The sequence below is a fragment of the Mycobacterium scrofulaceum genome, assembly GCF_002086735.1.
Classification (GTDB): Bacteria; Actinomycetota; Actinomycetes; order Mycobacteriales; family Mycobacteriaceae; genus Mycobacterium; species Mycobacterium scrofulaceum.
In genome coordinates this window covers 18806-42733 of sequence record NZ_MVIJ01000028.1, presented here as the reverse complement: position 1 = coordinate 42733, position 23928 = coordinate 18806, and the positions used below count along the sequence as shown (strand labels likewise).

The 23928-nt window shown below is 65.2% G+C and carries 22 protein-coding genes and 1 pseudogene; 16 read left to right on the top strand and 7 right to left on the bottom strand.

Annotated features, from left to right (window positions below):
• Window positions 1-33: 33 nt before the first annotated feature.
• The 4 genes from BST44_RS18045 to BST44_RS18030 form a co-directional block, all read right to left on the bottom strand.
• Entirely contained in the window at window positions 34-831 is a 798-nt protein-coding gene (locus BST44_RS18045) for an alpha/beta fold hydrolase (protein WP_142274557.1), read from the bottom strand.
• A gap of 195 nt (window positions 832-1026) precedes the next feature.
• Window positions 1027-2133: an inositol-3-phosphate synthase gene (locus BST44_RS18040; RefSeq protein ID WP_083178473.1), complete on the bottom strand. Its 1107-nt coding sequence runs from the start codon at window positions 2131-2133 to the stop codon at window positions 1027-1029.
• A 60-nt stretch (window positions 2134-2193) separates the two neighbouring features.
• On the bottom strand, window positions 2194-2736 hold the full coding sequence (locus tag BST44_RS18035; protein WP_083178472.1) for a PadR family transcriptional regulator: 543 nt from the start codon (window positions 2734-2736) through the stop codon (window positions 2194-2196).
• Between the two features lie 146 nt (window positions 2737-2882).
• Window positions 2883-3776: a DUF1707 SHOCT-like domain-containing protein gene (locus BST44_RS18030; protein WP_083178471.1), complete on the bottom strand. Its 894-nt coding sequence runs from the start codon at window positions 3774-3776 to the stop codon at window positions 2883-2885.
• 121 nt (window positions 3777-3897) lie between these two features.
• On the opposite strand from BST44_RS18030, the gene BST44_RS18025 reads away from it, so the two are divergent.
• The 9 genes from BST44_RS18025 to dnaB all read left to right on the top strand — a co-directional run bounded on the left by BST44_RS18025 (window position 3898) and on the right by dnaB (window position 14259).
• Window positions 3898-4323: a DUF5318 family protein gene (locus BST44_RS18025; RefSeq protein WP_083178506.1), complete on the top strand. Its 426-nt coding sequence runs from the start codon at window positions 3898-3900 to the stop codon at window positions 4321-4323.
• A complete protein-coding gene (locus BST44_RS18020) occupies window positions 4316-6868 on the top strand; it encodes a transglycosylase domain-containing protein (protein WP_142274556.1) in 2553 nt (850 codons plus the stop codon). The genes BST44_RS18025 and BST44_RS18020 overlap by 8 nt, the downstream gene beginning before the upstream one ends.
• Window positions 6865-8511 (top strand): glycosyltransferase family 87 protein, encoded by a 1647-nt coding sequence (locus BST44_RS18015; RefSeq protein WP_083178469.1) that lies wholly within the window; start codon window positions 6865-6867, stop codon window positions 8509-8511. Before BST44_RS18020 ends, BST44_RS18015 begins: the two co-directional genes overlap by 4 nt.
• 103 nt (window positions 8512-8614) lie before the next feature.
• A complete protein-coding gene (locus BST44_RS18010) occupies window positions 8615-9256 on the top strand; it encodes a DJ-1/PfpI family protein (protein ID WP_083178468.1) in 642 nt (213 codons plus the stop codon).
• Window positions 9257-9389: 133 nt separating this feature from the next.
• Window positions 9390-9680 (top strand): 30S ribosomal protein S6, encoded by a 291-nt coding sequence (rpsF, locus tag BST44_RS18005; protein WP_067928342.1) that lies wholly within the window; start codon window positions 9390-9392, stop codon window positions 9678-9680.
• Window positions 9681-9791: 111 nt separating this feature from the next.
• The gene (locus BST44_RS18000; protein ID WP_083178467.1) at window positions 9792-10319 is read left to right on the top strand and encodes a single-stranded DNA-binding protein; all 528 of its coding nucleotides are present in this window, start codon (window positions 9792-9794) and stop codon (window positions 10317-10319) included.
• Window positions 10320-10356: 37 nt separating this feature from the next.
• Window positions 10357-10611 carry a 30S ribosomal protein S18 gene (gene rpsR, locus BST44_RS17995; protein ID WP_068038067.1) on the top strand — a complete coding sequence of 85 codons (255 nt, stop codon included), beginning with the start codon at window positions 10357-10359 and terminating at the stop codon, window positions 10609-10611.
• A gap of 32 nt (window positions 10612-10643) precedes the next feature.
• Window positions 10644-11102: a 50S ribosomal protein L9 gene (gene rplI, locus BST44_RS17990; RefSeq protein WP_083178466.1), complete on the top strand. Its 459-nt coding sequence runs from the start codon at window positions 10644-10646 to the stop codon at window positions 11100-11102.
• Window positions 11103-11631: 529 nt separating this feature from the next.
• Window positions 11632-14259: a replicative DNA helicase gene (gene dnaB / locus BST44_RS17985; RefSeq protein ID WP_083178505.1), complete on the top strand. Its 2628-nt coding sequence runs from the start codon at window positions 11632-11634 to the stop codon at window positions 14257-14259.
• 193 nt (window positions 14260-14452) lie between these two features.
• Here the strand turns inward: dnaB and BST44_RS17980 are convergent, their stop codons facing one another.
• A complete protein-coding gene (locus BST44_RS17980) occupies window positions 14453-15028 on the bottom strand; it encodes a PaaI family thioesterase (protein ID WP_083178465.1) in 576 nt (191 codons plus the stop codon).
• A 340-nt stretch (window positions 15029-15368) separates the two neighbouring features.
• Between BST44_RS17980 and BST44_RS17975 the strand changes: the two genes are divergently transcribed.
• Entirely contained in the window at window positions 15369-16043 is a 675-nt protein-coding gene (locus BST44_RS17975) for a PadR family transcriptional regulator (protein WP_083178464.1), read from the top strand.
• On the opposite strand, the gene BST44_RS17970 is transcribed toward BST44_RS17975, so the two are convergent.
• Window positions 16040-17743, bottom strand: coding sequence for a 3-ketosteroid-delta-1-dehydrogenase (locus tag BST44_RS17970; protein ID WP_083178463.1), 1704 nt, complete (start codon window positions 17741-17743; stop codon window positions 16040-16042). The genes BST44_RS17975 and BST44_RS17970 overlap by 4 nt on opposite strands.
• A 102-nt stretch (window positions 17744-17845) precedes the next feature.
• Between BST44_RS17970 and BST44_RS17965 the strand changes: the two genes are divergently transcribed.
• From BST44_RS17965 to BST44_RS17945, 6 genes and pseudogenes are all read left to right on the top strand, one after another.
• Window positions 17846-18988 carry a 3-ketosteroid-9-alpha-monooxygenase, oxygenase component gene (locus tag BST44_RS17965; protein WP_083178462.1) on the top strand — a complete coding sequence of 381 codons (1143 nt, stop codon included), beginning with the start codon at window positions 17846-17848 and terminating at the stop codon, window positions 18986-18988.
• Entirely contained in the window at window positions 18988-19275 is a 288-nt protein-coding gene (locus tag BST44_RS30975) for a ferredoxin (RefSeq protein ID WP_083178461.1), read from the top strand. Before BST44_RS17965 ends, BST44_RS30975 begins: the two co-directional genes overlap by 1 nt.
• A gap of 214 nt (window positions 19276-19489) precedes the next feature.
• Entirely contained in the window at window positions 19490-19996 is a 507-nt protein-coding gene (locus BST44_RS17955) for an SRPBCC domain-containing protein (protein ID WP_083178460.1), read from the top strand.
• 215 nt (window positions 19997-20211) lie between these two features.
• Window positions 20212-21339, top strand: a complete 1128-nt coding sequence (locus tag BST44_RS17950) for a hypothetical protein (protein ID WP_083178459.1) — start codon at window positions 20212-20214, stop codon at window positions 21337-21339.
• 7 nt (window positions 21340-21346) lie between these two features.
• Window positions 21347-21499, top strand: a pseudogene (locus BST44_RS29640) (SDR family oxidoreductase); the annotation flags it as partial.
• Window positions 21496-22641 (top strand): sulfotransferase family protein, encoded by a 1146-nt coding sequence (locus tag BST44_RS17945; protein ID WP_083178458.1) that lies wholly within the window; start codon window positions 21496-21498, stop codon window positions 22639-22641. The pseudogene BST44_RS29640 and the gene BST44_RS17945, both read left to right, overlap by 4 nt.
• A gap of 241 nt (window positions 22642-22882) precedes the next feature.
• On the opposite strand, the gene BST44_RS17940 is transcribed toward BST44_RS17945, so the two are convergent.
• Window positions 22883-23791 (bottom strand): hypothetical protein, encoded by a 909-nt coding sequence (locus BST44_RS17940; protein WP_083178457.1) that lies wholly within the window; start codon window positions 23789-23791, stop codon window positions 22883-22885.
• Window positions 23792-23928 lie beyond the last annotated feature (137 nt).

The window sequence follows — 23928 nt, the reverse complement described above, 5'->3', positions numbered from 1 at the left end:
GCACCCGCACAGCGTCGTGAGGACGATTTGGAGCTAGGCGCTGGTGAGCACGCGGTTCGTGGCGATCCATTCGTCGATATGGCCCATGGTCACCGGGAGCGCATTCCCGGTAAAGACCAGGTGGTCCGAGCCGGGAATGTCCACCCAGCTCCCTCGCCGATAACGCGCGGCCGTCTTAGGGGCGATCTGGGGAGGGACCATACGGTCGTATTCGCCCCGGATCGCAAGCACCGGCGTCGCAATCGCGGCAAAGTCCACGGTGGCGGCTTTGCCCCGGTCCAGAGAAGGGAAGACGATCTCGCAATACGCGCGCCCCGATTCGCAGACGAAGCCGCCGAATACCTCACGGGCGACCTCTTCGGTCTGCGCGTTGGCTACCCACCGGCGGAACCGGGGCCACGTCGTGGGATACAGCGGCTTGGCCCACGGTCGCGGCTGTAGAAAGTGCCGCCCGAAGACGCTGCCGAAACTGCGCAGCGTTGCAGGAGTAGGGGCGAAGATGCCCGCCGCCGGTGTCGGGCAGGCGGCGACGACGCCGGCATGACGGGTACGTGCGGCGACGAGCTGCGCCAGCAGACCGCCCAGCGACAGTCCAACCAACAGCGGTGGCGAGTCCAGTGAATCGACGAGCGCGACGAGGTCATCCGTGTAGTCGCGCATGCTCAGCGACGCGAGTTTCATGGCGCCTTCTGCCGACGGCAATTCGTGATGGCGCAGCGTCGGGGTGTGCACCGTATAACCGCGTTCCTCGAAAGCCGCCCGAGCGGGACCCCAGTGATCGCCGCGGCCCCACGTGCCGTGGATGAGAACGACATGCTTGGCGCCGGACATGAAACAAAGGATGACACCCCACGGGCGTCGTCAACGGCCGAATCACTTCGGTCACAAGAATCACCGCATGTGTCGGACACACAGCACACGCCGACCCTCGCGTGACTCCCGCGAATGAGGCGGCGAACGGCCGCCGAGACGACTGTGCGGTGAGGTCACCGAAGCGACCTCACCGCACAATCGATTGAAAAGGGGTCAGCCCTCGATGATGAACTCTTCGAGCTGGGTGCGCGCGACGTCGTCGGGCAGCTGCTGCGGCGGGCTCTTCATCAGGTAGGCCGACGCCGGGATCACCGGACCGCCGATCCCGCGGTCCTTGGCGATCTTGGCCGCCCGCACCGCGTCGATGATGACGCCCGCGGAGTTCGGCGAGTCCCACACCTCGAGCTTGTACTCCAGGTTCAGCGGCACGTCGCCGAAGGCGCGGCCTTCCAGCCGCACGTACGCCCACTTGCGGTCGTCGAGCCAGCCGACGTGGTCGGACGGGCCGATGTGCACGTCCTTGGTCTTGAACTCGCGCTGCAGGTTGGAGGTGACGGCCTGCGTCTTGGAGATCTTCTTGGACTCCAGCCGCTCACGCTCGAGCATGTTGAGGAAGTCCATGTTGCCGCCCACGTTGAGCTGCATGGTGCGGTCCAACTGCACGCCGCGGTCCTCGAACAGCTTGGCCATCACGCGGTGGGTGATGGTGGCACCGACCTGGCTCTTGATGTCGTCACCGACGATCGGCACGCCGGCGTCGGCGAACTTCTTGGCCCACACCGGGTCGCTGGCGATGAACACCGGCAGCGCGTTGACGAATGCCACGCCGGCGTCGATGGCGCACTGGGCGTAGAACTTGTCGGCCTCCTCGGAACCCACGGGCAGGTAGGACACCAGCACGTCGACCTTGGCCTCTTTCAGCGCCTGCACCACGTCGACGGGCTCGACATCCGACAGCTCGATGGTGTCGGCGTAGTACTTGCCGATGCCGTCCAGCGTCGGGCCGCGCTGCACCACCACGTTGGTGGGCGGCACGTCCGCGATCTTGATCGTGTTGTTCTCCGAGGCGAAGATCGCGTCGGACAGGTCGAAGCCGACCTTCTTGGCGTCCACGTCGAAGGCGGCGACGAACTTGACGTCGCGCACGTGGTATTGGCCGAACTTCACGTGCATCAGACCGGGCACGGTGCTGTTCTCGTCGGCGTTCTGGTAATACTCGACGCCCTGTACCAGCGAAGATGCGCAGTTACCGACGCCGACAATGGCGACTCGTACCTCCGTCTGCGCCTCTTCCGCCGTCGGCGGCTGGTGCTCACTCATAGGGCGTTCTCCTAACTCCATAACCTTGTGTCGCAGCTGATCGGATTCGTGCAAGGGGTATTACGTCTGCTCGGAGAGGCCGGGCATCGCCCGCTCCGCAGCAATGAGCTCGTTGAGCCACTTCACCTCGCGCTCACTGGACTCGAGCCCCAGTTGGTGAAGTTGGCGGGTGTACCGGTCGAACGAGTTGCTGGCTCGCGCCACCGCTTCGCGCAGGCCTTCCCGCCGCTCCTCGACCTGGCGCCGACGGCCTTCCAGGATGCGCATGCGCGCTTCCGCCGGAGTCCGGTTGAAGAAGGCCAGGTGCACCCCGAAGCCGTCGTCGGTGTAGTTGTGCGGGCCGGTGTCGGCCACCAGCTCCCCGAAGCGCCGACGGCCCTTGTCGGTTAGCTGGTAGACGCGCCGGGCCCGCCGAACCGGGGTCCCCGCCGGGGCGGCATCCTCGGCGATCAGGCCCTCGGCCTGCATCCGCCGGAGGGCCGGGTACAGGGAACCGTACGAGAACGCGCGGAATGCCCCGAGGAGACCGGTGAGGCGTTTGCGCAACTCGTAACCATGCATCGGCGATTCGATCAGAAGGCCGAGGATGGCGAGCTCAAGCATCGAGTCACCCCCTTTGCACGGTTGGTTACGACGGTTCGACGCCTCGCGTAATCGTATCGTCTCGATATATTCGCCACAACACCACCGGATGTTCGTGAGCTATTAGCCTGGGCGCGCGGAATCGGATCGCGGCGGCTGCCGGCGGTCTAGGACGGCAAGTTCAGCTGCTTGACGGTGCCGTCACCTGCGAAGACGATGTAGCCCCCACCGTAGTCGCTGGAGACATAGAGCGACAGCGACAGGGCGCCCGGCGTGGTCGGGTCGGTGGCCGGCTCGATGTTGAGGTATTCGGTTTTGACGTCCGACGGCTTCATGTGGAGCGTCTGCGGGGCGCCGCGCATGATGCCGACCGTCTTTGTGACGTCGAACTTGCTCAGGTCCACGGGGACGGGTCCGTCCGCCGAGCTCTTGGCCGAGCTGGTCGGGTCGCCCCAGCCGCCGCGGTAGCTATAGGCCAGGACGCGGCGGTCGTCGGAGGGATCCGGACGGTCGAGCACCGCGTAGGTCGGGTAGATGACCAGTCGGTACCCCACGGTGTCGCCGAACCGCTTGCGGGTTTGCTCGAGCAACCCGGTGAGCCCGCCGACCGAGTGCAGTTGGGTGGGCGGGGTCAGCACCAGGGGGGCGACGCCGTCGGGTTTGGCGCCGGGATCGGAGGTGAAGTCCAGCGGCGACTTGGTGTTGCCGTAGAGGCCCCAGCCGATGCCCACGCCCAGCAGCACCGAGACGACGAACGCCGCGGCGAGCGGCCCCCAGCCGCGCAGCCTCGCCGGCACCGGTCGGGCCTCGGCGGACGGCGGGTGCAGCGCGGTGCTGTCGGTTTGCAGGTCGTTCACGAGGGCCTGCAGGTCGCCGAGGGTGACCGCCTTGGTGGCCGCGCTGACCCGTTCCCGGTGCTCCTCCATGGAGAGCTCGCCGTCGTTCAACGCGTTGTCGAGGATCCTGCAGGCGTCCTGCCGGTTGATGTCCTTGGCGCGCGTGGCCGCTCCGCCACTGGTCGCCGCCCCGCCGCCCAGCGATGTCCCGAGCCATTTCGCCACGGGGATGATCGTAGAGTCCGGCCCCGGTTCGGCACAGGAAACACCGGCCGGTTAGCCGGCTCGGGCCGCCACGGTTTTGGTTGCGTATCCGCACCCGGGATGGCGACGTACTCTGGTGGGCGTGCGACTGCAGCGACAAGTGGTGGACTACGCGCTCCGGCGGCGAGCACTGCTGGCCGAGGTGTACTCGGGCCGCACGGGCGTGTCCGAGGTGTGTGACGCGAACCCGTATCTGCTGCGCGCCGCCAAGTTTCACGGGAAACCGAGCCAGGTCATGTGCCCGATCTGCCGCAAGGAGCAGCTGACGCTGGTGTCGTGGGTGTTCGGCGAACACCTGGGTCCGGTATCCGGCTCGGCACGAACGGCCGAAGAGTTGGTGTTGCTGGCCACCCGCTTCGAGGAGTTCGCCGTCCACGTCGTGGAGGTATGTCGGACCTGCGAGTGGAACCATCTGGTCAAGTCGTATGTGCTCGGCGCGGCGCGCCCACCGAAGGGCACGCGCGGCACGCGGACGGCGCGAAACGACGCGCGCACGGCCATTGAATAACGACGGACGCCACAACCAGTCGTCCAGCGACGCGGATGGGCCGGCGACTGAGCGTGTGGGCAAACATGGAAGTGGCGAGCGCCCGCGTGACGCGCCGTCGGCGCCCGGGCAGCGCCGTGGGGTTCCGCCCGATGACCGGCTGACCAGCATCCTCCCACCGGTCGTCGACGACCGGTCGCCGCGGCGCCCCGACCCCAGCATCGAAGAAGTCAAAGCCGCGCTGGACAGCCCTCCCTCGGGGCCGTTGCAGCGGGATGCGCTCGAAGAGGTCAAGGCCGCGCTGGACAGCAGGACGTCGCCGCGCCGCGACCGGTCCGGCGGGGGAGGCCGCCCACCGGGAGGGCCACCGCCGCCGCCCGGGCCGCGGGGTCGGCCCGGCGGGCCCGACGGTTCCGGACCGCGGGGCGACGTCCACTGGACCCAGCAGATCAATTGGCTGTGGGTGCGACGCGCGGCCTATCTGTCGGCGGCGGTGCTGGTGCTGTTGCCGATCGTCACGTTCGCGATGGCGTACTTCATCGTCGACATCCCCAAGCCGGGCGACCTGCGCACCAACCAGGTCTCCACCATCCTGGCCAGCGACGGATCCGAGATCGCCAAGATCATCCCGCCCGAAGGCAACCGGGTGGACGTCAACATCAACCAGGTGCCGGTGCACGTGCGCCGGGCCGTGATCGCCGCCGAGGACCGCAATTTCTACTCCAACCCGGGGTTCGACTTCACCGGCTTCGCGCGGGCGGTGGACAACAACCTCTTCGGCAACGGCGACCTGCAGGGCGGGTCGACGATCACCCAGCAATACGTGAAGAACGCGCTGGTGGGTTCGGCGCAGCACGGGTTCAGCGGCCTGATGCGCAAGGCCAAAGAACTGGTCATCGCCACCAAGATGTCGGGGGAGTGGTCGAAAGACGATGTGCTGCAGGCCTACCTGAACATCATCTACTTCGGCCGCGGCGCCTACGGCATCTCCGCCGCCGCCAAGGCCTACTTCAACAAGCCCGTCGAGCAGCTCACCGTCTCCGAGGGGGCGCTGCTGGCGGCGCTGATCCGGCGCCCATCGGCGCTGGACCCGGCCGTCGATCCCAGGGGCGCCCGAGACAGGTGGAACTGGGTGCTCGACGGCATGGTGGAGACCAAGGCGCTCTCTCCCAGTGATCGTGCGACGCAGGAATTCCCGCAGACCGTGCCGCCCGACCAGGCGCGCGCGGAGAACCAGACGACGGGGCCGAACGGGCTGATCGAGCGTCAGGTGACCAGAGAGTTGATGGAGCTGTTCAACATCGACGAGCGGACCCTGAACACCCAGGGGTTGCAGGTCACCACGACCATCGACCCGAAGGCGCAGCAGGCGGCCGAGAAGGCGGTGTCGAAATACCTTGACGGACAAGACCCCGACATGCGCTCGGCCGTGGTGTCGATCGACCCGCACGACGGGTCGATCCGCGCCTACTACGGCGGCGCGGACGCCAACGGTTTCGACTTCGCGCAGGCCGGGCTGCAAACCGGTTCGTCGTTCAAGGTGTTCGCCCTGGTCGCCGCCCTCGAACAGGGGATCGGTCTGGGGTACCAGGTGGACAGTTCGCCGCTGACGGTCGACGGTATCAAGATCACCAACGTCGACGGCGAGAGCTGCGGCACCTGCAACATCGCCCAGGCGCTCAAGCAGTCGTTGAACACCTCGTATTACCGGTTGATGCTCAAGCTCAAGGGCGGCCCGCAGGCCGTCGCGGACGCCGCGCACCAGGCCGGCGTCGCGACCAGCTTCCCCGGTGTGGACCACACGCTGTCCGAGGACGGCAAGGGCGGGCCACCCAACAACGGAATCGTGCTGGGGCAGTATCAGACCCGGGTGATCGACATGGCGTCGGCCTACGCCACGCTGGCCGCCTCCGGCGTCTACCATCGTCCGCATTTCGTGCAGAAGGTCGTCAACTCGGACGGCCAGGTGCTTTTCGACGCGAGCAAGTCCGACAACAACGGCGAGCAGCGGATCCCGAAGGCCGTGGCCGACAACGTCACCGCGGCCATGGAGCCGATCGCCAGCTACTCGCGCGGCCACGCGCTGGCCGGCGGTAGGCCGTCGGCGGCGAAGACGGGCACCACGCAGCTGGGCGACACCAACGCCGACAAGGACGCCTGGATGGTCGGATACACGCCGTCGTTGTCGACTGCGGTGTGGGTGGGCACCGCGAAGGGTGACGTCCCGCTGGTAACCGCCTCGGGCGCGCCGGTTTACGGCTCCGGGCTGCCGTCGGACATCTGGAAGTCCACCATGGACGGCGCGCTGAAGGGCACTTCGAAGGAGTCCTTCCCCAAGCCGACCGAGATCGGTGGGTATGCGGGTGTCCCCGCGCCGCCGCCCCCGCCGCCGGCTCCGTCGGTGACCGTCATTCAGCCCACCATCGAGGTGGCGCCGGGCATCACCATCCCGGTCGGGCCGCCCACGACGATCACCAATGCGCCGCCGGCGCCGGGTGGTAACGGCCCCGAACCGGGCGTCCCGCCGGGCGGCCCGCAAGCTCCACCGCCGCAACCGCCGCCGTGACCGACGGCGAGCAGCGCAGCGCCACCATCTCCCCGGGACCGCTGGCCGGCGATTTGCGCAGCGTCGACAATCGCGACTGCCCGAGTCGGACCGACTCGTTGGGTGCCGCGCTGGCGGAGGTCGTCGGGGGACCGGTGGGCAGGCACGCACTCATCGGCCGGACACGGGTGATGACCCCACTGCGGGTGATGTTTTTGATCGGCCTGGTGTTCCTGGCGCTCGGCTGGTCGACGAAGGCGGCCTGCCTGCAGAGCACCGGCACCGGGACAGGCGATCAGCGGGTGGCCAACTGGGACAACCAACGCGCGTACTACGAGTTGTGTTACTCCGATACGGTTCCGCTCTACGGCGCGGAGTTGTTGAGCCAGGGGAAGTTTCCGTACAAGTCGAGCTGGGTCGAGACGGACGGCAGTGGCACCCCGCAGATGCGTTACGACGGCCGGCCCGCGGTGCGTTACATGGAGTATCCGGTGCTGACCGGGATGTATCAGTACGTGTCCATGGCGTTGGCGAAGACCTACACCGCGCTGACCAAGCTGGCTCCGCTGCCGGTGGTCGCCGAGGTGGTGATGTTCTTCAACGTTGCGGCGTTCGGCCTGGCGCTGGCCTGGCTGGCCACCGTCTGGGCCACCGCCGGGCTGGCGGGGCGCCGGGTGTGGGACGCGGCCCTGGTGGCCGCGTCACCGTTGGTGATCTTCCAGATTTTCACCAATTTCGACGCCCTGGCAACGGGATTGGCGATGGCCGGGCTACTGGCGTGGGCGCGGCGCAAGCCGGTGGCGGCCGGCGTGCTGATCGGGCTGGGCGCCGCGGCGAAGCTGTATCCGTTGTTGTTCCTCGGTCCCATGGTGGTGTTGGCGATTCGGACGGGACGGTTCCGCGCGCTGGCGCGCACCGCGGGGACGGCAGCGCTGACCTGGCTGTTGGTGAACCTGCCCGTGCTGGCGCTCTTTCCGCGCGGGTGGTCGGAATTCTTCCGGCTCAACACCCGGCGCGGCGACGACATGGACTCGTTGTACAACGTCGTGAAGTCCTTCACCGGTTGGCGCGGATTCGACCCCAAGTTGGGGTTCTGGGAGCCGCCGACTGTCCTGAACACGGTGGTGACCGCCCTCTTCGTCATCGGTTGTGCGGCAATCGCCTACGTGGTGCTGACCGCTCCGCGGCGGCCGCGGCTGGCGCAGCTGTTGTTCCTGGTGGTCGCGGTCTTCCTGTTGACCAACAAGGTGTGGAGTCCGCAGTTCTCGCTGTGGCTGGTGCCGTTGGCGGTGCTGGCGTTGCCGCACCGGCGGATCCTGCTGGCGTGGATGACCATCGACGCCGTGGTGTGGGTGCCGCGGATGTACTACCTGTACGGCAACCCGAACCGGTCGCTGCCCGAGCAGTTCTTCACCACGACGGTGCTGATGCGTGACGTCGCCGTGATCGCGTTGTGCGCGTTGGTGATTCGCCAGATCTATCGCCCCGACGAGGACCTGGTCCGCTGGGGCGGCCGGGTGGACGACCCGGCGGGTGGCCCCTTTGACCGCGCGCCCGACGCCCCGCCGGCGTGGCTGCCGGATTGGTTGCGGCCCGCCGGCGTGCGACGCGCGGGCGTCCCCGAGGCCGAGCCCGCGGTGCCGGCCGGAGCCGGGGCGCCATGACTCGCGCCGACGACGATGATGCCGGCATGGCCGGGATCGGTGGGGGCACCAACCGCCGCTTGCGGGGGTGGGGGTACCTCCCACTTGTGGGGGAAGTGGCGCCATGACCTTAGTCGCCATTCCGTTGTTCCCGCGGGTGACCGCGCTCGACGCGGTCGGGCCCTACGAGGTCCTGCAACGCGTCCCGTCGGTCGAGGTGGTGTTCATCGGTCACCGCCGCGGTGAGGTGCGCACGGAAAACGGGATGCTCGGCCTTAGCTGCGACGCGAGGTTCGACGAGGTCACCTCGCCGGACGTGGTGCTGTTTCCCGGCGGAATCGGGACGCGTCAGCTGATCCACGACGACACCATCCGCGCCTGGCTGCAGGCGGTGCACCCGACCACGATGTTCACCACGTCGGTGTGCACCGGTGCGCTGCTGTTGGCCGGCGCGGGCCTGCTCGACGGGCTCACCGCCGCCACGCACTGGCGGGCCGGGGGCCTACTCAACGAGCTGGGCGCCCGTTACGTGCCGGACCGGGTCGTCGAGCACCTGCCGGAGCGGATCATCACCGCCGCGGGCGTGTCGAGCGGCATCGACATGGCCCTACGGCTGGTCGAGCTCCTGGTCGATCGGCAGGCCGCGGAGGCCGCTCAGTTGCTCATCGAATACGACCCGCAGCCGCCGTTCGACTCGGGATCCCTGGCCAAGGCCGACCGGGCAACGCTGGACAGGGCCACCGAATACCTGGACGCCCGGCAGTAGCCGGGTTGCTCGATCGCACGGATTTCTCCGGTCACCCCGTCGTCCGGTAGCCTGGTGCGGTTGCCGACGCAGGCGACCCTCCTGCCGCGGATCGACCGTGGCCGTGCAGACCAGAGGAGGTGGTGAGGTTTCCATGCGTCCATACGAAATCATGGTCATTCTTGACCCCACGCTCGACGAGCGCACTGTTGCTCCGTCCCTGGAGACGTTCCTCAACGTCGTCCGCAAAGACGGCGGAACCGTCGACAAGGTCGACATCTGGGGCCGGCGCCGGCTGGCCTACGAGATCGCCAAGCACGCCGAAGGCATCTACGTCGTCGTCGACCTGAAGGCCGAGCCGGCGACGGTCTCCGAACTCGACCGCCAGCTGAGCCTCAACGAGTCGGTATTGCGCACCAAGGTGATGCGCACCGACAAGCACTAAACCCGGTGGCGCAGTCGCGGGCCCACCGTCGGTGGACTTGCGTAGGCTCAGCGAGGATACGTGCCATTCACCGTCGGAGCAGCGAGTAGCAGGCGGAACAAGGAGGAAACTGTGGCTGGTGACACCACTATCACCGTTGTCGGAAACCTGACCGCCGACCCCGAACTGCGGTTCACCCCGTCCGGTGCCGCCGTCGCGAATTTCACCGTGGCGTCGACACCGCGGATCTATGACCGCCAGAGCGGGGAATGGAAAGACGGTGAGGCGCTCTTCCTGCGGTGCAACATCTGGCGCGAGGCCGCCGAGAACGTCGCCGAGAGCCTCACCCGTGGCTCACGGGTGATCGTCACCGGCCGGCTCAAGCAGCGGTCCTTCGAGACGCGCGAAGGCGAGAAGCGCACCGTCTTCGAGGTCGAGGTCGACGAGATCGGGCCGTCGCTGCGGTACGCGACGGCCAAGGTCAACAAGGCCAGTCGCAGCGGTGGCGGTGGCGGTGGCGGTGGCGGCGGCTTCGGCGGCGGAGGCGGGGCCCGGCAGGGCGGATCCGCGCCGGCGAGCGGTGCACCCGCCGACGACCCCTGGGGCAGCGCCCCGGCATCGGGGTCCTTCGGCGGCGGCGACGACGAACCGCCGTTTTAGAACACTTCAACAGTAAGAAACGGAAAGAAAGACAGTCATGGCGAAGTCCAGCAAGCGACGTCCGGCTCCGGAAAAGCCGGTCAAGACGCGGAAGTGTGTCTTCTGCGCGAAAAAGGGGCAAGCGATCGATTACAAGGACACCGCGTTGCTGCGCACCTATATCAGTGAGCGCGGCAAGATCCGGGCGCGGCGTGTCACCGGCAACTGCGTGCAACACCAGCGCGACATCGCGATCGCGGTGAAGAATGCCCGCGAGGTGGCCCTGCTGCCGTTCACCTCCTCGGCGCGATAGCAGCCGAAGCCCAAGCGAAAGTTACGAAAACGATGAAGCTGATTCTGACGGCTGACGTCGACCACCTCGGTACGGTCGGCGAAACGGTCGAGGTGAAGGACGGTTATGGCCGGAACTTCCTGCTCCCGCGCGGCCTGGCGATCGTCGCCTCGCGCGGTGCGCAGAAGCAGGCCGACGAGATCCGCCGGTCCCGCGACAGCAAGGCGGTGCGCGACCTCGGGCACGCCAACGAACTCAAGACGGCGATCGAGGCGCTGGGCCCCGTCCAGTTGCCGGTGCGGACGGCGGCCGACTCCGGGAAGCTGTTCGGCTCGGTGACGTCCGGTGACGTCGTGGCGGCCATCAAGAAGGCCGGCGGACCCAACCTGGATAAGCGGATCGTCCGACTGCCCAAGTCGCACATCAAGGCCGTCGGCACCCACCCGGTGTCGGTGCACCTGCATCCCGAGGTCGACGTCGAAGTCGCCCTCGAGGTTGTCGCGGAGAGCTAAGCCTCCGACGTTTGCTCTTTCCCGGCGGTGGCCCTCATCGGCCGCCGCCGGGCTCAGTTGCGCTGCGGTCACGCCTTTGGAGCCCATGGCGGGCGGTCGCGGACGCGAGCCCTAGCGAACAATTGCCGTCGGGTGTTCCGCGGCCCCTATTTACCCTGCCGTAACGCTGCGAAAATATGGCTGAAAGCCAACACGCCCGGCGCAGTAACCTGCGACGACACGCCGTAGAGATTCTTGTCCACACGAATTTCGTCGCGTTACATGGCCCTTAACAGCAGCGATGTCAGAGCCCCTTGAATTCATACACAGGTTCTCCACACCCCACTCAACACAGGTGTCGAAGGATATGCACACACGATGCACAGGTTCATGAACAGCGCCCCTTTCACCTACTAGCCAGCAACGTCTAACGTCGTCCCGGCGCGAGGCGTGCGAGCGCTGTGCGGCGGAATTGTCGGCTCCTTGACTTACGCTGACGAGATCGATTTTCGAATGTACGTTCGGGTGCGTGGCAGGGGAGGAGGGATCCGTGGCGGTCGTCGATGACCTGGCGCCGGGCATGGGTTCACCGGCGCCCAGTGAGGACTTCGGCCGCCAGCCACCGCAGGACCTTGCCGCCGAGCAGGCGGTGCTGGGCGGCATGCTGCTGAGCAAGGACGCCATCGCCGACGTGCTCGAGAGGCTGCGGCCGGGTGACTTCTACCGCCCCGCGCATCAGAACGTCTACGACGCCATCCTTGACCTCTACGGCCGCGGCGAGCCGGCCGACGCGGTGACGGTCGCCGCGGAACTGGACCGGCGCGGGATGTTGCGGCGGATCGGCGGTGCGCCGTATCTGCACACCCTGATCTCCACCGTGCCCACGGCGGCCAATGCCGGCTACTACGCGACCATCGTGGCCGAGAAGGCGCTGCTGCGCCGGCTCGTCGAGGCCGGTACCCGGGTCGTCCAGTACGGCTACGCCGGCGCCGAGGGCGCCGACGTGGCCGAGATCGTCGACCGCGCGCAGGCGGAGATCTACGAAGTGGCCGAGCGCCGCACGTCGGAGGACTTCGTTCCGCTCGAAGACCTGCTGCAGCCGACGATGGACGAGATCGATGCCATCGCTTCCAATGGTGGCATCTCTCGCGGCGTGCCGACCGGCTTCACCGAACTCGACGAGGTGACCAACGGCCTGCACGCCGGGCAGATGATCATCGTCGCGGCCAGGCCCGGCGTGGGGAAAGCGCTCGCGCTGGACACGCTGCTGCCCACGCCGAACGGCTGGACGACGATGGGTGATGTCGCGGTCGGTGATGAGTTACTCGGCGCCGACGGCCAGCCGACCCGTGTGGTGGCCGCCACCGAGGTGATGCTGGGCCGCCCGTGCTATGAGGTCGAGTTCTCGGACGGGACGGTAATTGTCGCCGACGCAGAGCATCAGTGGCTGACCGAAACACGCGCATCGCGGAAGTCGGCGCAAGCTGCGGCGGTGGGTTACAACCGCTACAAGAATCAACGCACCTTCGCCGCGGTGCGCACCACGGCCGAGATCGCCGGAACCGTGCGCTGCGCCACCCGAGACCGGCGACTGAACCACAGCGTGGTCAATGCGCGTGCACTCGACCTACCGGATCGCGAGGTCTTGATTCCGCCGTACACGTTGGGCGCCTGGCTTGGGGATGGCACCAGTGCCACAGCCCAGATCACCAGTGCCGATCCCGAGATCATCATGCGGATCGAAGCGGATGGGTTCGTAGCGGTTCCGTCGGATTCCGCTCCCTACCGGTACCAGTTGCGGTTGCCGCCCAGCGCTGGGCCGGCTCCGCGCCAGTGCGTGGTATGCGGCAAGTCCTTCGTTCCCCAAACCAGTCAGGTGCGGACCTGTGGGCGCTCGTGCGGCGGCCGGGCGCGGTTTGTCTCTGCTCCGTCGCCGGGTCCGGTCTGCGTTCGCTGCGCCGCGCCATCGGCGGGGATGCGGTTGTGCCAGAGCTGCCACGCCGCCGTAGGCACCTTGCAGGCGCGATTGCGCACGCTCGGCGTGCTCGGGAACAAGCACATCCCTATCGAATATCTGCGGGGGTCCGAGACACAGCGGCGAGCTCTGCTCGCCGGGCTGCTCGACACGGACGGAACCGTGACCGTGGGCGGCGCTGTCCAATTCTCGGTGACCCACCAGAGGCTGGCGCGTGATGTCGCCGAGCTGATCGTCAGCCTGGGCTATCGCTGCCAAATCTCGACCAAGCGCGTCAAGGGCCGGAGCGACTCGTCGAGCATCGCTTACACCCTGACCTTCTCCACGGATGACGTGGTATTCGCGTTGCAGCGCAAGGCCATCGAGCACAAGGAACGACGGGCCACAACCGGGACCCGGCGCTCCGGATCCCGCTTCATCGTGGACGTTCGCCCGATCGAGTCAGTCGCCGTGCGTTGTGTGGAGGTCGACAACGACAACCACATGTATCTGGCGAGCGAGGCAATGATCCCCACTCATAACTCCACGCTTGGTCTGGACTTCATGCGGTCGTGCTCGATCAAGCACCGACTGGCCAGCGTCATCTTCTCATTGGAAATGAGTAAGTCCGAGATCGTCATGCGGCTGCTGTCGGCCGAGGCGAAGATCAAACTCGCCGACATGCGTTCCGGGCGCATGAGCGACGACGACTGGACGCGGCTGGCGCGTCGGATGAGCGAAATCAGTGAGGCGCCACTGTATATCGACGACTCGCCGAACCTGACCATGATGGAGATCCGCGCCAAGGCGCGCCGGCTGAAGCAGAAGGCCGACCTGCGTCTGGTGGTGGTCGATTATCTGCAGCTGATGTCGTCGGGAAAGAAGGTCGAGTCGCGGCAGCTCGAGGTGTCCGAATTCTCACGCCAGCTCAAGCTGCTGGCCAAGGAGCTCGAGGTCCCAGTGGTAGCGATCAGCCAGCTCAACCGCGGTCCCGAACAGCGCACCGACAAGAAGCCGATGCTGTCCGACCTTCGCGAATCGGGATCGCTGGAACAGGACGCCGACATGGTCATCCTGCTGAACCGGCCCGACGCGTTCGAGCGCGACGATCCGCGCGGGGGAGAGGCGGATTTCATTCTCGCCAAACACCGCAACGGTCCCACCAAGACGGTCACCGTCGCTCATCAGCTGCACCTGTCGCGCTTCGCCAACATGGCCCGGTGACGCGACGCCAGGGTCCGACATCGACACCTCCGCATCCCGTATTTCGTCGGCTCCCGCGGTCACGTGGCTCGCAGCGCACCGAGCCTTCCTGGGCAGCCTCGCGGGCCGAGTTGGGACCCTTCGACGGGGCGGTGTTCCACACGCATGCGTGTGTGGGATAGGGCGTAGGCGTGCCGTATCGCCGGCGTTCCGTTCACTGCCGCGGATGAATGAAAACCCCTTCTGCTGAAACGGTTACGCCATCGCTGTCGGTGAGCCGTCCAACGGCAAAGGTCTTGACCCCTTCGACGCGGTCGACCCAGGCTTCGGCCCGGAGAGGCTTCAGTAGCGGAGTTCCCCGGTGGTAGCGCAGCGTCAGCGTCCCGGTGTACGCGGGCCGCCCCGGCTTGTGGGCGGTGGCGCCGAGCACGTGGTCCAACACCATCGCACACACACCGCCGTGGACGTAACCCGCCGGACCTTCATAGGCTGCACCGAGGACGAGTTCCGACCAGACCAATCCGTTTCCCTGGTGAATTGTGAGGGGGGGAGCCAACGGGTTGCGGACTCCGATCACCGCATTGCCTGAAGCGGGGCCTTGCCCGTCGGTGCTGGGACGTTCGCCGAACGATCCAGGCATCTGTTCGGCGCTCAATCGGCTTGTAATAACGTCGATCTGGGCTGCAGCGTCGGAAATAGCGTTGGGCTCCAACTCCGTTCGGATCGTTGCGTCGATCAGTTTGCGAACGGAGACGGCCAGCAGCTCGTATGTCGAGGATGGGTCCGTCATCGGTAGACTCGAATTCCCGGTCTTTGCGATGCCGGAACAGCAACGGCATTTCGTGGTGGCTGGGCGCCGCTCGGCAAGGTCTTCACCCGCACTGACAGCGGACCGCGAGCCGGTGGCGGGTGGCCCCTTAGGCGTGGCACGGCGAACGTTGGCGTTGCGGTGGGCGTGGTGCGGGCCGCGTGCTGTAGAACGGCAGGGACGCTGCGCATGGGATCGACGCCTGCGACTTCGGTGGTCATCGACTAACAGCGTGAAATGATGAGGTAGCGGCCCGGAAGGTGGCGTCCCGTCCAGCGGGCATATCACAGAGGCATCTCTGCTGTGCTGTTAATCTGGCAAAATGGCCGAGCCCAGTGACAAGCCGGTGAAGTCGGCACTTGCCGCCACCAGTTGGGCGTTGCTGGGCATGCTGTCATACGAAGAGGAAGTTTCGGGCTACGACCTGAAAAAGTGGATCGACTGGAGCGTTGACCTCTACTACTGGAGCCCGTCGAACAGCCAGATCTATACCGAGCTGAAGAAGCTCCAAAGCCTGGGGCTTGTGACATCACGCATCGAGCGTGACGAGGGCACGCGCAGCCGCCGGCTCTACAAGATCACCGCGGCCGGGTTGGACGCGGTCACCGACTGGACCAACAATGCCCCCGTCGATCCGCCGGTGCTCAAACACAGTGTGCTGATGCGGGTGACGTTCGGCCATCTAACCACTCCCGCTCGGCTCAAGGAGATGTTGCAGGACCACGTCGCCTACGCCGAGGCCAGGCATCGCAAAGCGGTCGAGGACGCCGAAGGCGCCGAGGACGAACCCGCTTGGGCCTACTCGGTGCTGGCGCTGCGGTGGGCCGCCAAGTACTACGCCGCCGAGCGCGAGTTCGCACTGGAATTGATCAAAGACATCGATGCCGCCGACTCGATCATCCAAAAGGCCAAACCCGGTTCCGGAAAGGTCCGCCCCACACCCGGCTACTGGCGTGAGGTGGAAAAGCAGGTCCAAGCCAAGCGCCGAGCCGACTAACCGCCACCGGCGGCGTCTCGCGCGGCGATATAGCCGTATACCAATCCCTGGGCGATCGTCGCGCCCGCGCCGGGATATGTGGCGCCGAACGCGTTGGCCGCGGTGTTGCCGATCGCATACAACCCGGCAATGACAGTGCCGTCTTCGCGCAGCACCCGTGCCCGCTCGTCGGCCTTGAGCCCACCGCAGGTACCCAAGTCGCTGAGCACCATTTTCACGGCGTAGAACGGGCCCTTGATCAACGGTCGCAGGTTGGGGTTCGGCGTTATCGTCGGGTCTCCGTAGTAGCGGTCGTAGGCGCTGCGGCCGCGACCAAAGTCGGGATCTTCACCTAGAGAGGCGTTTTCATTGAAGCGTGTCATCGTCTGCTTGAAATCCGACATCGGAGCGTCGATCCGTGCGCCGAGTTCACGCAGGCTGTCGGCGCGCACCGCGATGCCCGCGTCATACCAGGTCTGTGGAATGGGCATCCGCGGAAACAGTTCGGCACCAAAGACATAGCTGTTGCGGTACTGCTGATCGAAGATGATCCACATCGCTTCTACCGGTTGCCCGGACTGCTCTAGTTCGAGCAATCGCTGTCCGAACGACATATAGTCGGCCGACTCGTTGGCGAATCGATGCCCGTTTTGGTTGACGATGAGGCAGCCCGGAAGTGATCGCTCGGCGAGCATGACCGCGGGCGCCTTGCCCGGCAGCGGGGCGATCGCGGGAAACCACCAAGCCTGGTCCATCAGATCGATGTCTGCACCCAGTTCTTGGGCGACGCGGATCCCCTCGCCGGTATTGGAGTCAGCGCCCAGGCTGACGTTGGGGTCGAGTGCCTCGGACTGAAATTTCCAGCGCATCTCCATGCAGTGGTCAAAGCCACCGGTGGCCAGCACCACCCCGTGCCGGGCCGTGACGGTCACTTCGCGGTCACCATGGCCGACAACCGCCCCGCTGACGCGGTCGTCGTCGCCGACCAGACGCAGCAAGGTGGTGTCGGTCCACACCGGGATCTGAGCCCGCAATACACCGGCGAAGAGGGCGGCGGCCAGGGCTTGGCCGCCCGCGGCATAGTGCCGGCCAAGCAGGCGGCCACCCAGACCCTGGGCCACTCGCTTCGCCAGGGTCGGAATTCCCTTGCGCGGCACCCGCGCAACCAGATTGAGCCAACGATAGTCCGCGCCCGTTGTCGGGATGGATAGGCCGGACTCCATGACCCCGGGCCGCAGCCGACTGCGGTATTCGCCCAGGACGGCAGTGTCCAGGGGCCGGCACTCGCAGGTACGCCCGGCTGCGCTGCCACCGGGCTCTTCGGGGTGGTAGTCGGAGTATTCCCGGGCCCAAAACAGCCGCATCGGAGTCGTTCGTTCGAGCAGCTCGACGGTCGCGGAGAGATGTGTCAAAAATCCCGCGGAACGCGGAGGCGGGGCTGAGCCCGCGACAACGGAGTCAAGATAGGTGGCGGCACGCTCGGCGGTGTCGTTGGCACCGGCCCGCTGCAGCACTGGGCCCGCGGGCAGCCACAGCGCGCCACCGGAACGTGCGGTCGAACCACCCACGTACGAGGACTTTTCGACAATCAGCACGGAGAGCCCCCGGTCGTGGGCGGCGAGTGCTGCGGCCATGCCGGTTCCCGAACCGATCACGAGTAGGTCCACCGTCGTGTCGGACACGGGAAGTCCAGCAGGAATGGTCGTACTGTGCGTTGTCACACCTCGGAACGGTAAGCGGCCGGGCTGCTCAGCGGGAAGAGGCGTCCTGATCAGTGGAACACGCGCCCTCCACCCGCCGGTCAGTCGGGGTTGAATGGCGCCATGAATTCGCAGTCCGAAGCCGGCGACGTTCGGCTGATCGAGGCCGATGCTGCCCCAACGCGATTCGCCCGCGGCTGGCATTGCCTAGGTCTGATCAAAGACTTCAGTGACGGCAAGCCGCACGCGATCAATGCCTTCGGCCAGAAGCTGGTGGTGTTTCGCGGCGGTGATGGGCAGGTCAACGTCCTCGACGGCTACTGCCGCCACATGGGCGGTGACCTGTCGCAGGGTGAGGTCAAGGGCAACGAGGTGGCGTGCCCGTTCCATGACTGGCGCTGGGGTGGTGACGGACGCTGCAAGCTGGTGCCCTACAGCAAGCGGACACCCAAGCTGGCCCGCACGCAAGCGTGGACCACCCTGCAGCAGGACGGCATGTTGTTTGTGTGGAACGATCCCGAGCGCAAACCGCCCCCACCTGAGGTCGGGATCCCACGCATCGAAGGCGCTACCAGCGACGAGTGGACCGAGTGGCACTGGTACACCACCGTCGTGAACACCAACTGCCGTGAGATCATCGACAACGTCGTGGACATGGCCCACTTCTTCTATATTCACGGGTCCCTGCCCACTCATTTCAAGAACATCTTCGAAGGGCACGTGGCTATCCAGTACATGAACAGTGCGGGCAGGCCCGACCTGGGCGCCGCGGAAGGTCCTCAGTTGCTCGGCACGACATCGGTGGCGTCTTACTATGGGCCGTCTTTTATGGTCGACGACCTGACCTATCACTACGAGGAGGGTGACCACCACACTGTCTTGATCAATTGCCACTACCCGGTTGACGCGAATTCCTTTGTGTTGCAGTACGGCATCATCGTCAAGAAATCCGAGGCGCTGCCCGATGACGCCGCGGTGCAGACTGCGGTCGCCCTGGGGGACTTCGTCAAACTCGGTTTCGAACAAGATGTGCAGATCTGGCGGCACAAGGCGCGCATCGACAACCCGCTCTTGGTCGAAGAAGACGGCCCGGTTTACCAACTGCGACGCTGGTATGAGCAGTTCTACGTCGATATTGCCGATGTTCAACCGGATATGGTGGACCGCTTCGAGTTTGAGCTCGACACCACCCGCCCGTACGAGGCCTGGATGAAAGAGGTCGAGGCCAATATCGCTGCGCAGGCGACCGCCACAGACCCGGTGTGATGACGCTGGCGTCGTGTGCGAGGGAAGACAATCGCCTTGCCGACATGCCCATGCTGCCCGTGGTTTGCCAACGCTGCCAGGCTCGGGTGCAGGTCCGCAAAAGTAGCTGGAACCAGACGAGCGTGCAGTGGACAGCTCCGGCCCTAGCCCGCTGCGAGGAGCGCTTGGCCGCTACACAACTGGCCCCATACGGCGGGTCCAATCTGTTCCTGTCATGTTCGGCTTTGACCGAGTCGATCACGGATGCCGTGCGAGCGGGGACGCTACCGGTGGTCGATGGCGGGTGAGGGGGACCCGTTTGGTGAATACAGGTCGCAGCGTAACGGACGGGCGGCTGCTTACCGGGGCATGCGGCAGGTATTCGCAGGCGCATTCCGGCCGAACGACAGGCCATCCCGTTGAGTGGCGAACGCGCCTTCCGAAGGAGCGCGCCTCGCGCCAGCATTCACCTATCACGTAGGCGCGGTGCGCCGTTCACGCCCCACTCATCAGCGAGGTTCCATGACGGATCTGCCAATTCCAGAGTATGACCCGAGCACGCTCGTGCGCTCCATCACCGTAGAGATCGAGGCGCCGCCGGCTGTGGTGTGGGACATCCTTCTAGACCTCGGCAATTACGGACAGTGGAATCCGTTCTGCGTTGCCGCCGAATCAACACTCGCAATGGGCTCTCCGGTCGAGATGGTTCTAGCGGGGAAATACTCTGGCACTGACGGCACGTGGTCCCACACCGAATACGTGTGCGCGATTGTCCCGCAGCGTTTGCTTTCCTGGGAGCAGCGAGCGACGGCGGAGTCCCCGTACGCCGCGCGGCGCGACCAGATTATCGAGGCGAGGGGAGACGGCGGGTGCCGCTACTACTCCACGGATGCATTCCTAGGACAACACGCAGCCCAAGTCATGACGGACACCGGCGGCTGGGTGAAGCGAGCTTTCGACGACACGGCGCTTGCCCTCAAGCAGTACAGTGAGCGCACATACAGGTCACGCACCAGCGCAGCGAGCTGACGACCCTCACCACCGACGACTTCGGGCAGCGCAGTCCAGATGTGGCGAAACGACTACCATACGAGCGATGCGGGACTACGTCGACGTCAAGTGGCTCGCGCGCATGAAGCTGTGGCGGCGCAAAAGCAAGAATTTATGACCCCTGGCCGCAATGGCCTCCCGGAGAGTGGGCGGTCCGCGCGCTAGGAGTATGCCAGCGGCCTACGGTCAAAACCGTGTTCTCCCAACCATTACTAGACGCGATAGCCGAAGCTGAACAGTTGATTGCGGCAGCACCGCATGTAGAGAGCGATGCCGACCTGGCCGAGGGCCTGGGATATCTGGCGGGCGGCATCGTCGCCTGCACTCACCTAGCGTTCAACCTAAACCTGGACCATCCGTTTCTGTTCACTGGCACTGGTCCGTTCAGCAAGATGGGCCTGGACAACCCCGACACTTTGTACTTCGGTGCCAAGATGGTTGCCGGCTTTGAATATGTGATCGCCGGCATCCGCGGCACAACCACGGACCTGAGCTTCCAATATCTCGCGGGTGAGTACACCGACGACAGCGTGCCGGAAAGCGAAGTGGCCTTTGATGATCGCCAACTCGACATCGCGCCCGACGGCAGTTTTGAATGGCGCTTCACTCCCAAACGCTCCGGGCAACTGGTGATCCGCGAAGTTTATGGCGACTGGGCCCAGCGGCGTGGATCGATCACCATACACCGCGCCGACACCTCCGGCAGCTCCCCAGCCCGGTCGACCTGTGCGGACGTCCGCGAGCATTTCGCCGGCGCCGCATCGGCATTGGTGCAGCGGGTGAAGACCTGGCTGCAATTTCCGCAATGGTTCTATCTCAACCTTCCGGTGAACACACTGGTCGCTCCGCGCGTCACCCCGGGTGGGTTGACCACCCAATACTCCTCGGCCGGACATTATGAATTAACCCCGGACCAGGCAATGATCATCACAGTCCCGGTCAGTGACGCCCCCTATCAGGGCTTCCAGCTGGGCAGCATGTGGTACATCTCGCTCGATTACATCAACCACCAGACGTCACTCAACGGCGCTCAGACGCAAGTCGATCCCGACGGGAAGATGCGCATTGTGGTTGCTGAGCAGAACCCGGGACTGACGAATTGGGTTGAGACACTGGGTCACCGACGTGGTTACCTACAGTTCCGGTGGCAACGGTTGTCCCGCGAGATGGGCCAAGCCGACGCACCGTCCGTCGAGGTGGTTGACTTCGACGCGATACCCGACACCCTTCCCTACTTCACTCATAACAAGATCTCCGAGGCGGATTGGCGTGAGCGTATTGCGCTTCGCCAGAAGCAGGTAGCTCAACGAATGCTGGGTTGATCGATGTCAGGGCTATGCGGCCGTCGCCGGGAAATCCGACTTGAAGCTACTGGTCACCGAGGCCGATGTCGCCTCGGCGATTATCTTTCTGCTCGGCGAGATGGCCGGCGGCATCACCGGACAGACACTTGACGTCAATAGTGGGGAGTCCAAGGCATGACAAAGGCAACCGTCGTCGGAACTGTGGACGACCTGTGCGGCGAAGCGATCCAAAGAGCAGGGCACAGCGATTTCGGAGCCGATGACGACAATTTCCGCGAAGCGCTCAGCGTGCTACTTGACTCCTATGAGCGCGAAGCGGGCTTCACGCCACTGGGTGCCACCATGACGCGGCACTACCTGCTGGGTGGCTTGGTGGCAAGGCTGCTGAGCGAGGCGGCATGGAAACGCCACCCCTCGCACGCGAACGTCACGATTGAGCGCCCTATCTTCGTCACCGGGTTGCCGCGGACGGGAACGACTGCCCTGCACCGTCTTCTGGGCGCCGACCCGGCCCACCAGGGATTGGAACTGTGGCTGGCGGAGTACCCCCAGCCGCGCCCACCTCGAGAGGAATGGGATAGCTACCCGGAGTATCGCCAGCTGCAGGCCTACTACGCGAAGGCGCACCGGGAGAATCCTGAGTTTCTCGGATTGCACTACATCGCTGAGGATGTCCTCGAAGAATGCTGGCAATTGCTGCGGCAGTCGGTCCACTCGGTGTCGTATGAATCACTGGCGCACGTGCCCACCTATGCGCAGTGGCTATCGAACCAAGACTGGGCGCCGTCGTATCGCCGGCACCGCCGGAACCTCCAGTTGATTGGACTCAACGACGTCTCAAAACGGTGGGTACTGAAGAACCCCAGCCACCTGTTCTCGCTCGACGCGATCTTCGAGACCTATCCGGACGCGTTGATCGTGCAGTGCCATCGTCCGCCCGAGACCCTGCTACCGTCCATGTGCTCGCTAGCGGAGCATTCCACCAAGGGTTGGTCGAACACCTTCTCGCGGGAACAAATCGGCCATGACACTTTGGACACCTGGGCGCGCGCCATCGAGCGGTTCACGAGTGGTCGCGCCAAGCACAACCCGAACCAGTTTTGCGACGTCGACTACTTCGATTTCGTTGCCGCTCCGGTAGATACCGTCCGAAGCATCTATGAGCACTTCGGGCTTCCGTTGACCGAGGAGGCCGTATTGGCCATTGATGCGGCTCACGAGGAGAGTCAGCTCGACCATCGTGCACCCAAGCACCGATACTCGCTGGGCGACTACGGACTAACCTCCGAGGCGGTCAAGGCGCGGTTCGAGCACTGGTGACGATTGATCGCTGCCCTCCATACTGAACCCGGTCAACGGAGCTGCATCGTCACCGATTGCGCGACACCCTGGACTTGTTAGGTGATGAGCCCCCGCGAGCCGATTGCTGTCGAGCGAGTGCTGTGTGTGTCGAGTCGGTTTGGGACGGATTGAGTCTCCGGTCGTGTCACACGGACCGTTCGTGGTCGGGCTTGGCCGGGCCTCGTAGCTCCCGGCCAGGGATCCGCGGCCACGCCACTTCCTAGGTCGATGACACCGGCATGATGGGGATCTTCTTCATCGCGCTGGCCCGCGGATCAGGGGCGGCCGCGGCGGCCTTGTGGTTTGCTTCACCGCGCGTGTACGTCCACACGCAGAAGGGTTCTCCTTGGGCAAACTTGAAATCCTTTGGTGGCAAGTTGATATCGAGTTTGCACCCGGGGAAGAACGGGGCCGAGATTCGTTGCTCGAAAGTGCAGTTCATCCACGCCCTTGCCGGCGGGTAGAGGCCTTCGTCGGTGTACTTCTGTAGCACTTCGCACCGACGCATGTTGAGCACCACGTGATCGGGGTTGTAGACGATGTACTCACCGCCGTACCCCAGCGTACCGTCGATGCTCAGGCAGGCCAGCTTGAGAAAGTCCACGACGTGCACCGGCTCGATCTTGAACACCCTGGCCAGCTTGGGATATTGGTAATCGATGATGAGTTGGTACATGTCGGGAAGCCCGAGCCAGACCTCCTCCTCAGGGAGGATCTTGGTCCACTGGTCGATGAAATAGTTGTGCCCTTTGAGGTACTGGTCCCAATAGGTTTTGATCAGACGTATCAGGGCCGGCTTGGTCAGGTCCTCAGTCTGCACATCAAAAGGAATCGCTTGGTATTGCGCATTTTTCCAGTCCCAACCCGGCGGGGCGATGTAGCGCCCCATCGGCATCACTTGGCGCATTCCCGCCCGCGACAGCTCCGCGGCGACGTCCATGGCGGCGCTAATGCCAACCTTCTCCGAATAGATCTTGACATGGGCGTAGGGCATGAAGTTCAAGACGTCTTCGAACACTCGCGCGAGGCCCAGGAGGAAATCGCGCGAAAAGTCTTGGACGTTGCCGACCTTCCCCATGAAGTCATGGGTGTAGTCGTCATAGTTGAGTTCGTCGGTTTCAGCGGTCATGGGAGCTTCTCCTCAGTGGGCTCGGCTGGTGTCGAGACATCGTTGGCTGCGTGGTTCGGCCCTCTTGGGGACAGGTCATCGCATATCTGTCAACGGGACACTGCTTGTGCAGCACGTCACCACGGCGCCGTGTCAGA

What these genes read in the sequence shown, in the direction of transcription:
- BST44_RS18045 (WP_142274557.1), bottom strand. Translation starts at nt 831, where the DNA reads ATGTCCGGCGCCAAGCATGTCGTTCTCATCCACGGCACGTGGGGCCGC.
- BST44_RS18040 (WP_083178473.1), bottom strand. Translation starts at nt 2,133, where the DNA reads ATGAGTGAGCACCAGCCGCCGACGGCGGAAGAGGCGCAGACGGAGGTA.
- BST44_RS18035 (WP_083178472.1), bottom strand. Translation starts at nt 2,736, where the DNA reads ATGCTTGAGCTCGCCATCCTCGGCCTTCTGATCGAATCGCCGATGCAT.
- BST44_RS18010 (WP_083178468.1), top strand. Translation starts at nt 8,615, where the DNA reads ATGACCTTAGTCGCCATTCCGTTGTTCCCGCGGGTGACCGCGCTCGAC.
- rpsF (WP_067928342.1), top strand. Translation starts at nt 9,390, where the DNA reads ATGCGTCCATACGAAATCATGGTCATTCTTGACCCCACGCTCGACGAG.
- rpsR (WP_068038067.1), top strand. Translation starts at nt 10,357, where the DNA reads ATGGCGAAGTCCAGCAAGCGACGTCCGGCTCCGGAAAAGCCGGTCAAG.
- rplI (WP_083178466.1), top strand. Translation starts at nt 10,644, where the DNA reads ATGAAGCTGATTCTGACGGCTGACGTCGACCACCTCGGTACGGTCGGC.
- BST44_RS17980 (WP_083178465.1), bottom strand. Translation starts at nt 15,028, where the DNA reads ATGACGGACCCATCCTCGACATACGAGCTGCTGGCCGTCTCCGTTCGC.
- BST44_RS17975 (WP_083178464.1), top strand. Translation starts at nt 15,369, where the DNA reads ATGGCCGAGCCCAGTGACAAGCCGGTGAAGTCGGCACTTGCCGCCACC.
- BST44_RS17965 (WP_083178462.1), top strand. Translation starts at nt 17,846, where the DNA reads ATGAATTCGCAGTCCGAAGCCGGCGACGTTCGGCTGATCGAGGCCGAT.
- BST44_RS30975 (WP_083178461.1), top strand. Translation starts at nt 18,988, where the DNA reads ATGACGCTGGCGTCGTGTGCGAGGGAAGACAATCGCCTTGCCGACATG.
- BST44_RS17955 (WP_083178460.1), top strand. Translation starts at nt 19,490, where the DNA reads ATGACGGATCTGCCAATTCCAGAGTATGACCCGAGCACGCTCGTGCGC.
- BST44_RS17945 (WP_083178458.1), top strand. Translation starts at nt 21,496, where the DNA reads ATGACAAAGGCAACCGTCGTCGGAACTGTGGACGACCTGTGCGGCGAA.
- BST44_RS17940 (WP_083178457.1), bottom strand. Translation starts at nt 23,791, where the DNA reads ATGACCGCTGAAACCGACGAACTCAACTATGACGACTACACCCATGAC.